The sequence below is a fragment of the Micrococcus sp. Mcc89 genome, from assembly GCF_024519795.1.
GTDB classification, from domain to species: Bacteria; Actinomycetota; Actinomycetes; order Actinomycetales; family Micrococcaceae; genus Micrococcus; species Micrococcus luteus.
The window spans coordinates 18,966-31,563 of sequence record NZ_JALJRI010000001.1 but is presented as its reverse complement, the minus strand read 5'-3'; the positions used below and the strand labels follow the sequence as shown (position 1 = coordinate 31,563).

At 74.5% G+C, this 12,598-nt stretch carries 10 protein-coding genes; 8 read left to right on the top strand and 2 right to left on the bottom strand.

Annotation, left to right across the window (positions count from 1 at the left end; genetic code table 11):
• Window positions 1–154 precede the first annotated feature (154 nt).
• Entirely contained in the window at window positions 155–1,045 is an 891-nt protein-coding gene (locus NR072_RS00140; protein WP_256748754.1) for a siderophore-interacting protein, read from the bottom strand.
• Between the two features lie 161 nt (window positions 1,046–1,206).
• On the opposite strand from NR072_RS00140, the gene NR072_RS00135 reads away from it, so the two are divergent.
• Genes NR072_RS00135 through NR072_RS00115 form a run of 5 tightly spaced genes read left to right on the top strand, consistent with a single transcriptional unit; the run spans window position 1,207 to window position 9,308 of the window.
• The gene (locus NR072_RS00135; protein WP_051995184.1) at window positions 1,207–2,802 is read left to right on the top strand and encodes a pyridoxal-dependent decarboxylase; all 1,596 of its coding nucleotides are present in this window, start codon (window positions 1,207–1,209) and stop codon (window positions 2,800–2,802) included.
• Window positions 2,799–4,124 carry a lysine N(6)-hydroxylase/L-ornithine N(5)-oxygenase family protein gene (locus NR072_RS00130; RefSeq protein ID WP_256835713.1) on the top strand — a complete coding sequence of 442 codons (1,326 nt, stop codon included), beginning with the start codon at window positions 2,799–2,801 and terminating at the stop codon, window positions 4,122–4,124. The genes NR072_RS00135 and NR072_RS00130 overlap by 4 nt, the downstream gene beginning before the upstream one ends.
• A 5-nt stretch (window positions 4,125–4,129) precedes the next feature.
• Window positions 4,130–4,774 (top strand): GNAT family N-acetyltransferase, encoded by a 645-nt coding sequence (locus NR072_RS00125; protein WP_227717895.1) that lies wholly within the window; start codon window positions 4,130–4,132, stop codon window positions 4,772–4,774.
• Window positions 4,771–6,606, top strand: coding sequence for an IucA/IucC family siderophore biosynthesis protein (locus NR072_RS00120; protein ID WP_256835711.1), 1,836 nt, complete (start codon window positions 4,771–4,773; stop codon window positions 6,604–6,606). Before NR072_RS00125 ends, NR072_RS00120 begins: the two co-directional genes overlap by 4 nt.
• Window positions 6,603–9,308, top strand: a complete 2,706-nt coding sequence (locus tag NR072_RS00115) for a GNAT family N-acetyltransferase (protein WP_256835710.1) — start codon at window positions 6,603–6,605, stop codon at window positions 9,306–9,308. The genes NR072_RS00120 and NR072_RS00115 overlap by 4 nt, the downstream gene beginning before the upstream one ends.
• Before the next feature lie 91 nt (window positions 9,309–9,399).
• On the opposite strand, the gene zapE is transcribed toward NR072_RS00115, so the two are convergent.
• Window positions 9,400–10,455 carry a cell division protein ZapE gene (zapE, locus tag NR072_RS00110; protein WP_036340820.1) on the bottom strand — a complete coding sequence of 352 codons (1,056 nt, stop codon included), beginning with the start codon at window positions 10,453–10,455 and terminating at the stop codon, window positions 9,400–9,402.
• Window positions 10,456–10,678: 223 nt separating this feature from the next.
• Here zapE and NR072_RS00105 point away from each other — a divergent pair, with 223 nt between their 5' ends.
• The 3 genes from NR072_RS00105 to NR072_RS00095 are packed head-to-tail and all read left to right on the top strand — an operon-like array spanning window position 10,679 to window position 12,594.
• Window positions 10,679–11,572 (top strand): sulfurtransferase, encoded by an 894-nt coding sequence (locus NR072_RS00105; RefSeq protein WP_256835707.1) that lies wholly within the window; start codon window positions 10,679–10,681, stop codon window positions 11,570–11,572.
• Between the two features lie 37 nt (window positions 11,573–11,609).
• A complete protein-coding gene (locus NR072_RS00100) occupies window positions 11,610–12,068 on the top strand; it encodes a SufE family protein (protein ID WP_004167585.1) in 459 nt (152 codons plus the stop codon).
• A gap of 7 nt (window positions 12,069–12,075) precedes the next feature.
• On the top strand, window positions 12,076–12,594 hold the full coding sequence (locus NR072_RS00095) for an aminoacyl-tRNA deacylase (RefSeq protein WP_256835705.1): 519 nt from the start codon (window positions 12,076–12,078) through the stop codon (window positions 12,592–12,594).
• Window positions 12,595–12,598: the final 4 nt, after the last annotated feature.

The following is a 12,598-nucleotide window of genomic DNA, read 5'->3' as shown; positions in this document are numbered from 1 at the left end:
TAGAGCGCCACCTTGCCAAGGTGGAGGTCGCGAGTTCGAATCTCGTCATCCGCTCCACACACGAAGGGCCCCTCCTGGCGGAGGGGCCCTTCGTCGTTCCGGGGCGTGCGGTCGGCCTCGTGCTCGGAGCACGGACGCCGACCGTCGGACGGGATCAGAGCCGCGGGCCGTCCCCCCGCCAGTAGCCGCTGAACATGATCGCGCGCTTCGGTGCGATGCCGCGGCGGACGATCACCCGCCGCGCCGCCGTCGCGAGCGACTGCTCGCCGCACGCCCACACGTGGTCGCGGGGCGCGGCGGGGAGGTCCTCGAGGTGCGGCGTGAGCAGGGCGCCCGGCACGGCGTCTCCGCGGTGCAGGACCGTGAGCGTGGCGCCCTCCGGGACCTCGAGGGCGGGGACGTGGTCACGGCCGGGCACCTCCAGGACGACGTCCATCCGGCCCCCGCGCGGCGTGCGACGCTGCGCGGCGAGGGCGGCGGCGATGCTCGGGACTGCGGTCTCGTCCCCCACCACGAGGTGCGACTCCCCCGCCGCCGGCAGACGATAGGCGCCCGTCCCGGTGCGGAAGCCGGCGACGTCGCCCGGACGTGCGGTGCGCGCCCACGTGCCGGCGGGGCCCGCATGGTCGTGCACGACGACGTCGACGTCGATCTCACCGACGGAGGGCCGGTGCTCGGCGACCGTGTACCACCGCAGATCCGGCCGCACGTCCTCGGGGATCCGCCCGACCGCTCGCCGCGCATTGAGCGCCGCGGGATCGGGCATCACGAGCGCCCGCCCCGGGGGCGGGGTGAGCAGCCCGAAGTACTCGTCGCAGCCCTGCGGGGTGAACGTGCGGAACTCCTCCGCGGCGAACGTGAGACGACGCAGCCGGGGGGCGAGCAGCCACGTGGCGCGGACCGTCATGGTCCACTGCGGATACTCGTCGCGGTCAACGGGCATCGCCTGGCCGAGGGCCGCGAGCCCGCGGTAGGCCTTCATCTGCAGGGCCTCGACACGCGAGGGACGGGCGGCAGGCGGGGGGAGGACGGAGGAGCTCGTCATCCGGTCAGCATAGGTGAGCCCCACCTTTGCTGGAGTCCTCCCTTTGAATACGTCACGTCATTGTTGCGTATTTGCTTTCTTAGGTAAGGCTTCCCTACTGTGCGGGACGTCCGTGGCGCACGCCGCCCGGAGCCGACGACCCCCTCACGGAAGGCCCTCCCATGCTCCCTCGCCTGTTCGGACTCGGCGATCCCGCCGCCTACCTCGACGCCACCGGCAGGGCGGCCCGGGTGGCCGTCGACACCGCCTACGACCGCGCGGGGGTCCACCCGGACACCCCGTCGACGCACCTGGCCGACGCCGTCGGCGCCGTCGACTTCTCGCAGCCGACGGGCAGCCTCGACGACGCCCTCGCCGAGGTCGCGGAGCTCTACGCCCACCAGACCACCGCCTACCACCACCCGCGCTATGCCGCTCACCTCAACTGCCCGGTCCTGCTCTCCAGCACCGCAGCGGACACCGTGCTCGGGGCGCTCAACACGGCGGTCGAGTCCTGGGACCAGGCCCGCTCCGCGGCGCTCATGGAGCAGCGGCTCCTGGCCGAGGTCGGACGCTGGTGCGGGTTCGCCGCGGGCGACGGCGTCTTCACCTCCGGAGGGTCGGCCTCCAACCTGCAGGCCATGACGCTGGCCCGCGGCCGCGCCGTGCAGCGTCTCACCGGCCACGCCGGGCTCGCCGACCTGCCCGCCGAGGTGCTCGGCTCGCTGCGCGTCTTCGTCAGCGCGGCCACGCACTACAGCATCGCCAAGGCAGCCGGCCTGCTCGGGCTGGGCCGCCACGCCGTGGTCGTCGTCCCCACCGACGCCGCCGGGCGCCTGGACCCCGGGGCCCTGGCCGCGGCGGTCGAGCGTGAGGTGGCCGCCGGTGCCGTGCCGATGGCCGTCGTCGCGACGCTGGGGACCACCGACCGCGGCGCCATCGACCGGCTGCCGGCCATCGCCGACGTCGCCGAACGCCACGGGATGTGGGTCCATGCGGACGCGGCCGTGGGCGGGATCCTCGCCGCGAGCGCGGCGACGCGCCACGAGCTGCCGGCACTGCACCGTGCGGACTCGGTGACGATGGACTTCCACAAGACGTTCTACGTGGGGCTGGCCTGCAGCGCGCTGGTGGTGCGGGATGCCGAGAGCCTGCGCCATGTGACGGTGCACGCGGATTACCTGAACCCGGAGGACAGCGTCCATCCGAACTTGGCGGATCGGTCGCTGCAGACGAGCCGCCGGTTCGATTCGCTCAAGCTGTGGCTGACGCTGCGTGAGCATGGGGCCGAGGCGGTGGCGTCCCTGTTCGCGGGGGCGCGCGAGCGCACGCGGCAGGCGTGCGGGATCCTGCGGGCCCGGCCGATGTTCGCGGTGCTGGAGGATCCGACGCTGGTGACGGTGCTGTTCCGGGTGCGGGCCGAGGGACTGTCGGAGGAGGAGTGCACGGCGGTGCAGGCGGCGATGCACCGGGAGCTGGTGGCCGGCGGGCGCGCGCTGATCGCGACGACGGTGGTGGACGGGGTGCCCCATCTGAAGTTCACGATCCTGAACCCCGCGGTCACCTCGGGCGAGCTGGAGGCGCTGGTCGACGTCGTGGAGGAGGCGGCGCTGCGGCACGCCGACGCGGTGCGGGCCGGCCGTCACCGGAGGCGCGGGGCGGGGCGGAACCGTCCGCATGCCCCGTCGGCCTCCGTGTCCTGCACGCTTCCCTCGTCGGCGGGACCCCGTCCGTCCGCGGCGCGCGTGGTTGAGCACGGAGAGCAGGTGTGCGCATGAGCCCGGCGTCCACGTCCCCCCGCCGCGTGCTCGCGATCGGGCTGGGCCCGTTCGACCTGAGCCTGGCCGCGCTGGCCCACCCGCTGCCCGACGTCGAGGTGGAGGTGGTGGAGAGCCGCGACGCGTTCGTGTGGCACCCGGGCATGATGCTGCCGGGCGCGCAGATCCAGGTGCCGTTCCTCGCTGACCTGGTGACGTTCGCGGACCCGACCTCCCCGTACTCGTTCCTGGCGTATCTCAAGGCGATGGGCCGGCTTCACCGCTTCTACATCCGGGGTTCCTGGTACCCGCTGCGGCGGGAGTTCTCGGACTACTGCGCGTGGGTGGCAGCCCAGCTGCCCGGCATCGCCTACGGGACCACGGTGACGGCGGTGCGGTGGGACGAGCAGGCGGACGAGTTCGTGGTGGAGGCGGCCTCCGCGGCCGGGACCAGCACGCACCGGGCCGACCACGTGGTGGTGGGCACGGGCACGGTGCCATCCCTGCCCGCGCCGCTCGCGCGCGTCGCGGAGGAGGCGGTCCGGGTCGGCGCGTCCCCCGTGGTGCACACGGGCGAGTACATGGGCCGTCGCGAGGACATCGTTGAGGCCGGGTCGGTCCTGGTGGTGGGCAGCGGTCAGTCGGCGGCGGAGTGCGCCCTGGACCTGCTGAACGCGGGCCACCCGGACCTCACGTGGGTCACGCGCTCACCCCGGTTCTACGGCATGGAGGTCGGCCAGCTGACGCTCGAGCTGACCTCGCTGGACTATGAGCGGCACTTCGCCACTCTGCCCCGGGCGCGGCGGGATGAGATCAACGCGTCCCACCGGTCCCTGTACAAGGGGATCAGCGAGCACACGATCGAGGACGTCTACCACGCGCTGTACGAACGCCAGGTGGGTCCGCTGGACCCGGCCCGGCTGTGGCCGGGCACGTCGGTGGCGGACGCCCGCCTGGTCGCGGGCCAGGGCGCGCCCCGGGTGGAGGTCACCCTGCGCGATGAGGAGACCGGGGTGACCGCGCGGCACGTGGTGGACCGCGTCGTCGCGGGCACGGGCTACCGCCACCCGGACCATCCGTTCCTGGAGCCGGTGCGGCACCTGCTGCGCGTGGAGGACGGTCGGACGACGGCGAACGCGGACCACGCGATCGACGTGAGCGGCCGCCGGATCTTCGTGCACAACACCGCCGAACAGCCCCTGGGGCTCACCGGCCCGGACCTGGGCATGGCGGCGGAGCACAGCGGCCGCATCCTCAGCACGATCGCCGGCCGCGAGGTCTACGCGCAGGCCGAGTCGATCGCGTTCCAGGACTTCGGTGCCGTCGCGGCGGGCGTCCGGTGAGCGCCGTGACGCCGCCGCAGACCACCGTGGACGGTGCGGCCGCGAGCGCGGCCCGTCGTGTGGAGCTCCGTCCCGTGGGCGCGCAGGACCATCCGCTGCTGCACCGGTGGGTGACGTCCCCGCACGCCGTGTACTGGGAGATGACGGAGGCGGGCCTGGCCGACGTCGTGGCCGAGTACGAGGCGATCGCCGCGCACCCGCACCACCACGCGCACGTGGGGCTCGTGGACGGGACCGCGACCTTCCTGGTGGAGGTCTACGACCCGGCCCACTCGGAGCTGGCCGGACGGTATGCGGGCGCGCCCGGCGACATCGGCCTGCACGTGCTCGTCGCCCCGACGGACACCCCGGTGCCCGGGACCACGGACCTGGTGATGGCCGCGGTGGTGCGCTGGTGCCTGGCCCAGCCGGGGGCGCGGCGCGTCGTCGTCGAGCCGGACGAGCGCAACGCCGCCATCCGGGCGAAGAACCTGGCCGCCGGGTTCACGGAGCTCGGTCCCGTGGCGCTGGGATCCAAGACGGCGATGCTCTCGATCGCCACGCCCGAGTCCTTCACTGCCAGCCGGATCGGCGTCCTCGCCGCCGGGCTGGACCTCACCCTCCCCGAGCCCCCGCTCCTCCTCACCCCCGACAGGCAGGTGTCCGCATGACCCCCGTCCCCCCGTCCTCCCCGTCCCGCCTGGACGCGCTGACGGCGCCGACCGCCCGGCACGCCCACCGGCTGCTCGTCGCCAAGGCGATCCGCGAGTTCACCCATGAGCGGCTCCTGACGCCGGTGCGCGGCGAGCGGGTCGACGACGCCGGCCGCCACGCCTACACGCTCACCCTGGGCGGGGTGCGGTGGACGTTCACCGCGCGTGCCCTCCCGCTCGAGCACCTCGGCGTGGATCCGGACTCGGTGTGCCGTGCCGGGGATCCGGACGCGGTGGCCGTCGACCGCTTCGTCCTCGACGCGGCCGAGGTGCTCGGGCTGGCCGGCGAGGCGCTGGACGTCTATCTCGAGGAGCTCGCCTCCACCTTCGCCGCCCGGTGCCACACCCTGGCCGGCGAGCGCCCGTCCGCCGCCGACCTGGTGGACGCGGACTACACGGCGGTGGAGGCCGCCATGAGCGAGGGACACCCGGGCTTCGTGGCCACCAACGGCCGCATCGGCTGGGGGGCCACGGAGTACGCGATGTTCGCCCCCGAGGGCGGGCGGGCGCTGCACCCGGTGTGGCTCGCGTTCCCCTCCGAGCTCGGGGGACGGTGGACCTGGCCCAAGACCGCGAGCGCGGGCGCCGCCGTGCCGGCGCCGCCCCCGCCGATCACCGAGGCGGTGGCGGGCCTGTGGGCGGAGCGGGCGGCGGCGCTCGACGTCGATCCGGAGGCGTACACGCTGATCCCGGTGCACCCGTGGCAGTGGGAGCACCGGATCCAGGTGGCGTTCGCCCCCGACCTCGCCGCGGGGCGGCTGGTGCACGTGGGCGAAGACCCGGACGCGTTCACGGCCATGCAGGCGGTGCGCACCCTGTTCAACGCGAGCGACCCGCACGCCCCGCAGCTGAAGACGGCGTTGTCCGTGCAGAACATGGGGTTCGTGCGCGGCCTCTCCCCCGCGTACATGTCCGTCACCCCGGCGATCAACGCGGTGGTGGCCGACCTCGTGGACTCCGACCCCCTGCTCGCGAGGTGGGGCTTCGGGGTGCTGCGGGAGTACGCCTCGGCCGGGTACACCGGGGACGCCTTCCATGCCGTGGGCTCGAAGGGTCCTCACACGAAGATGCTCGCCGCCCTGTGGCGGGAGAGTCCGCTGCCGCGCCTGGCGGAGGGCGAGCGGGTCATGACCATGGCGGCGCTGCTGCACCGGGACGGCGGGGGCCGCTCCGTGGCGGGGGCGCTCGTGGAGCGCTCGGGGCTGACGGCGGCGCAGTGGCTGCACGGGGTGGTGACGGCCTACGTGACCCCGCTGGTGCATCTGGCCGCCGCCTACTCGACCGTGTTCATGCCCCACGGGGAGAACATCGTGCTCCGCCTGCGGGAGGGACGGGTCACCGGCGCCTTCCTCAAGGACATCGGGGAGGAGGTGGTGGTCGGCGCGGACGGCGTCCCGCTCACGGAGCAGACCCGGCGCATCCGCATCGACCTCACCGACGAGGACCTCTCCCTCTCCTTCTTCACGGACATGCTGGACGGCGTGCTGCGCCATCTGGCCGGCGTGATGGACGCGGACGCCCTGCTGCCGGCGGAGGAGTTCTACGCCGTGGTGGGGCGGGTCCTCGCCGAGTACACGGCCCTGGGGCTCGCGGATGTGGAGCGCCTCGGCCTGGACGCGGAGGACTTCGCGCACTCGTGCCTGAACCGGTTGCAGCTGCGGAACGCCACGCAGATGGTGGACCTGACGGACCCGTCGGGCTCGCTGCTCTACGCCGGTCGCCTGGCCAACCCGGTGGCCGCGCCGCTGCGCCGCGCGCTGGCGGAGCTCCGGCAGGACGCCGCGGCATGAGCGCGGACGCGTGGACCGGGACGGCGACGGGTGACGTGGCGGGCCGTTGCCACCGGGACGCGCACGGCGTGCCGACGCTCGTGGCCGCGTCCCTGCCCGAGCTGGCCTACCTCCAGGGGTGGCACGTGGCGACGGAGCGGGCCTGGCAGGTCGACTGCGAGCACCGCCGGGTCACCGGCATGGGCGCCGAGGTGTTCGGCCCGCCGGCGGTGGCGAACGACGTCGCCGCCCGGCAGATGGACCTGGACGGCGCGGCCCGCCGGGCGTTCGACGCCCTCGATGACGCGGAGGACCGGGCCTGGTTCACCCGGTTCGCCGACGGCGTGAACGCGGGGCTGGACGCCGGGGCCCGGCGCGCGCCCGAGTTCGCCGCCCACGGGGTGAAGCCGCTGCCGTTCGACCCGCACACGGCGCTCGCCCTGCACCTGGGCTACAACGTCTGGCTGACCAACGCGCCGGCCGCCCTGTTCCGCACCCTGCTGGCCGAGCGCTTCCCCGCGCTCGCCGCGGCGCTGATCTCGCCGCGCCCCGACGCGGACGGCTCGAACGCCTGGGCGGTGCGCGTCGGCGCCGAGGGCGCTCCGCTCGTGGCCGCCGACCCGCACCGGCTGCTCGAGCTGCCCGGCGTCTACCAGCAGGTGCGCCTCGTGGTGGAGGCCGAGCGTCCCCGGGACCGCGTCGACGTCGTCGGCCTGGCCTTCCCCGGTGTGCCGGGCGTCCCGCATGTGGGGCAGTCCGAGCACGTCGCGTGGGTGACGACCTCGGCGATGGTGTCCTCGCTCGAGATGGTCCTCGAGGACGCCCCCGAGGGGCCGGAGGTCCTCGACGCCCGGACCGAGCGGGTGCACGTGCGCGGCGGCGACCCCGTGGACGTGCGGGTGGCCCACACCCCGCGCGGGCGGCTCGTGGACGTGCCCGGCGCCGGCCCGGTGAGCATGCGGTTCCCCGCCTGGGACCGCGCCGACACCGGCCTGCCGAGCGCGCGCCGGCTGCTCACGGCCGCGAGCGCCGCGGAGGCCTGCGCGGTGCTGGACGGGCACGTCGAGCCGGTCAATCGCGTGATCGTCGCGGACCGGCGGACGGTGCTCACCCGGCACGCCGGGGCCGTGCGGCGCCGGGATCGACGCTCGGCCTGGGGTGCGGCGCGGGCCTCCGCGCTGGGCCGGGGCTCCGCCGACGGGTCCCTCGATCAGCGCTGGGTGCGCTGGCCCGCGCCGGCCGCGGCGGACGACGTCGTGGTGGCGGCCAACGAGCCCCACCCGGACACCGTCTGCCTCACCGTGGACGCGTGCGCGCCGTGGCGGTCCCGCCGCATCCGGGAGGCCCTCGAGGCGCTGGCACCGCAGGAGCGGACCGTGGACGCGATGGCCGCCCTGCAGACGGACACCCGGACCCCGGGCGCGCCGCGGGCCTGGCTCGCCGACGCCGTCGACGCGCTCGTCGCGGACGGCGTGCTGGCCGCGGAGTCCGTCCCGGCGTGGGCCGGCGACGCCGCCGCCGGATCGGCCGCGGCCCGCTGGTGGCTCCTCGTGGAGCACGAGGTGGCCGCCGCCCTGATCGCGCACCTGCCGCCCGCCTCGCGGGCCCTGCTCGGCGGCCCGTGGGCACCGTGGGGCGACGCCGCCGCATGGGTCGGCGCGGCGCTCGCCGAGCGCGGGCCGGAGCCGCTGCGCGCGGCCCTGGGGATCACAGCGTCGACGAGGGACCTCGTGCGGGCCGCCGTCGCCGCCGTCGACGACGCCGCCGAGCCGCCGGGCCCCGACGGCGCGGCCCGGACCTGGGGCGAGGCGCATGCCCTGACCCCGTTCCTGTTCACGCACGAGCATCCCGGCGGGCCGGACGTGCCGGGGCTCGCCGACGTGCTCGACACGATCGGGTCCGTCCGGGTGGGCGGCACCGCGGACGCGGTCTGCGCCACCTCGCACGCCCCCGGCCTGGCCGTCGGCACCCACCGCGGGCCGGTGGCCCGGGTCGTGTTCGACCTCGGCGACCGCACCCGCAGCCGGTGGGTCGTCCCGTTCGGCGCCTCCGGTCTCGGAGGCGGGCACGTGACGGATCAGCTGGACGCGTGGGCCGCCGGCCGCCTGCTGCCCGTGCCGTCCCGTCCCGTCCCCCCGTCCGCCGGCAGCGGCGTCGCACCCGCCCGCTCCGTCCCCGGCGGGGCCCCTCCGGGACGCATCGTGGCCGAGGTCGGCGTCGGGGCGTTGGGCCTGACCATGACGCGCGTCCGCCCGGCCCTGGACGCCCCGCTGATCCACGCACTCGTCACGGAGCCGCGGGCGGAGTTCTACGGGATGCGCGGGCACAGCGTGCAGGACGTCGAGGAGGTCTACGACTTCCTCGAGTTCCAGCCCACCCACGCGAACCACCTCGTGTGGCACGGCGGGACCCTCGTGGCCCTCGTGCAGACCTACGACCCTCGCGCGGAGGAGGTCGGCGGCGCCTACGAGGTGCGGGACGGGGACCTCGGATTCCATTTCATCACCGCCCCCGGCGGCCTGCAGGGGCGCGCCCGCGCCACGGCCTACCGGAGCATTGTGGACTGGTTGGGCGCACGCCCCGGCACGCGTCGGCTCGTGATCGAGCCGGACGTCCGCAACACGCGGGCCGTGAAGACCGCCCGGGCTCTGGGCTTCACGGTGGACCGGGAGGTCGAGCTGCCGGGCAAGCGGGCGGCGCTGTGCTTCCGCGACGTGCGCTGACCCGGCCCCGCACACGGCGACGGCGCGCACACGGCGACGGCGCGCACCCGCCTCGGTGCGCGCCGTGATCGTGCCGGTCAGGGGCGGTGGCTCACTTGTGCTCGGCCACGCCCGTCTGGCCCTCCCGGACCAGGGCGGTCATGCGGGAGACCGTGCGGAAGTACTTCTTCATGTAGCCGCCGTGCATCATCTCCTGCGTGAACAGGGCGTCGAAGGGCACACCGGAGGCGAGGACGGGCACGTCCTTGTCGTACAGGCGATCCGCGAACACCACGAAGCGCAGGGCCGTGGCCTGCTCCGTGATGGTGTGCACGTCGTGGAGGGCGAGCACGTCCACGTCCTTGACGAGCTCGCGGTAGCGGGAGGGATGCACGCGGGAGAGCATCGCGGTGAGGTCCGCGAAGTCGTCCACGGCGAGCACACCCGCGTCGGGGAAGTTCTCCTGGGCGGTGGCCTCGACGGCGGCGTCGTCCAGCGGCGACGGGGCGGCGGAGAGGCCGCGGTGGCGGTAGTCCTCGCCGTCCACGCGGATGACCTCGAACTGGTCGGCCAGGACCTGGATCTCGCGCTTGAAGTCCTGCGCCGCGAAGCGCCCCTCGCCGAGCGAGCCCGGCAGGGTGTTGGAGGTCGCCACCAGGCGCACGCCGGCGTCGGCCAGCTCGCGCATGAGCCGGGACATCAGCACGGTGTCCCCCGGGTCGTCGAGCTCGAACTCGTCGATGCACACGAGGGTGTACTCCTTGAGCTCGTCCACCGCCTTGCGGAAGGACAGGGCGCCCACGAGGTTGGTGTACTCCACGAACGTGCCGAACGCCTTGGGCCCGGGGGCCGCGTGCCACGTCGAGGCCAGCAGGTGGGTCTTGCCGACGCCGAAGCCGCCGTCGAGGTAGATGCCGGCCGGCCCCGCCGCCCGCTTCTTCCCGCCGAACAGGCCGCCGAGGAACCCGCCGCCCGAGCCGCCCCGGCCGAGGTCTGCCGCGAACCGGCGCAGCCGCTCCACGGCCTGTGCCTGCGAGGGGTGCGCGGGGTCCGGGATGTAGGTGTCGAAGGACACCGTCCCGAAGCGGTACGACGGGTGGAAGCCGGCCAGAAGCTGGTCCGGGGTGACCTGCGGCGAACGGTCGGCGAGGTGGACGATCTGAGCCACGGGACACTCCCAGGGTCGACGACGGGGATTCCGGGCCATGCTATCGGGCCGCGGACCCGACCCATGTGACCTCGCGTGTCCCGGACTGAGGGGCCCCTACCCTCTTACGTGACACCGACGTGCCGTAATCTGGCGCGCAGGGCACGGACACGGAACCCGCCGTCGTCGTGCCGCCCGCCCCGGGCCCGTGCGGGCCCGCCCCGACGCGAAGGAAGGCAGTGCCATGACCGATACCGCCGCGAAGTTCTCCGAGTACGCCCACCCCGAGAAGCTGGTGTCCACGCAGTGGGTCGCCGACCATGTCGGCGACGAGGACGTCGTGGTCCTCGAGTCCAACGAGGACGCTCTCCTCTACTCCACCGGCCACATCCCCGGCGCCCAGCGCGTCGACTGGCACACCGAGCTCAACGACCCCGTCACCCGCGACTTCGTCGGCCCCGAGGCCTTCGCCGAGTTCGCCGCCTCCAAGGGGATCTCCCGGGACACCACCGTGGTGTTCTACGGCGACAAGTCCAACTGGTGGGCCGCCTACGCCCTGTGGGTGTTCACCCTCTACGGCCATGAGGACCTGCGCCTGATGGACGGCGGCCGTGACAAGTGGATCGCGGAGGGACGCGAGACCACCCGCGAGGTCCCGACCGTGGCCCGCGCCGAGTACCCGGTGATCGAGCGCGACGACCACACCGAGCGCGCCGCCCGCGAGGACGTCCTCAAGGCCATCGGGACCACCCCGCTGATCGACGTCCGCTCCCGTCCCGAGTACACGGGCGAGACCACGCACATGGCCGGCTACCCGCAGGAGGGCACCCTGCGCGGCGGCCACATCCCCACGGCGGCGTCCGTGCCGTGGGCGTCCGCGGCCAACGAGGACGGCACCTTCAAGTCCCGCGCCGAGCTGGAGCAGGTCTACCGCTCCGGCGCCGGGCTGCAGGAGGGCGACGACGTGATCGCCTACTGCCGCATCGGCGAGCGGTCCTCCCACACCTGGTTCGTGCTCAAGTACCTGCTCGGCCACGAGGACGTCCGCAACTACGACGGCTCCTGGACCGAGTGGGGCAACGCCGTGCGCCTGCCCATCGCCGTCGGCGAAGAGCCGGGCGAGGCCCCCGCGCGCTGAGCCCCCGGCACGGCGTGGATCACTAGACTGGGACACCATGACCGAGAACCACGCCGTGCCCGCCGCCCTGGCCGAGATCATCGACGACTTCGCCGGGGTGCCCGATCCCGAGAAGCTCGAGCTGCTGCTGGAGTTCTCGGACGAGCTGCCGGCGCTGCCGGAACGCTACGACGGCCACGAGGCCGAGATGGAGCAGGTCGTGGAGTGTCAGACCCCGCTGTTCCTGGCCGTCGAGCTCGAGGGTGAGCCCGGCCCGCAGGCCCCGGTGCGCCTCTTCATCACCGCTCCCCCGGAGGCGCCCACCACGCGCGGCTTCGCCTCCGTGCTCACCCAGGGCCTGGACGGGCTGAGCGCCCTCGAGGTCCTGGACGTGCCCGAGGACATCCCCACCCGCCTCGGTCTGGCCAAGGCCCTCACCCCCCTGCGGCTGCGCGGCATGTCCGCCATGCTCGGCCGCATCAAGCGCAACGTGCGCGAGCAGGCCGGGATCGCCTGAGTCCGCCGTGGGCCAGCGCAAGAAGGATCGCGGCGCCCGGCACGGGGCGGCCACGCCGGCCGTCGCCGCCCTCGAGGCCGCCGGGGTCCCGTACCGGCTGCACACCTTCGACGTGGCCCTCGACGCCGGCGGCGAGCGGTTCGGCGTCCAGGTCGCCCGGGCGCTCAGCGTGCCCGCCGACCGACTGTTCAAGACGCTGATGGTGGCGGACCCCGACGGCGCGCTCGCCGCGTGCGTGGTGCCCGTGTCCGGTCAGCTGGACCTGCGGGCCGCCGCCGCGGTGCTGGGCGTCAAGCGGCTCGCCCTGGCCGATCTGGCCGTCGTCGAACGCCGGACCGGCTACGTGCGGGGCGGCGTCTCGCCCCTGGGCCAGCGCCGGCCCCACCCCGTCGTCCTGGACTCCTCCGCTCTCGGCGCGGAACTCATGTACGTCTCCGGCGGGCAACGCGGCCTGGATGTCGAGATCGCGCCCGCCGACCTCGTGCAGGTGACGGGCGCCGTCGTCGCGGAGATCGCGGCGGACTGACGGG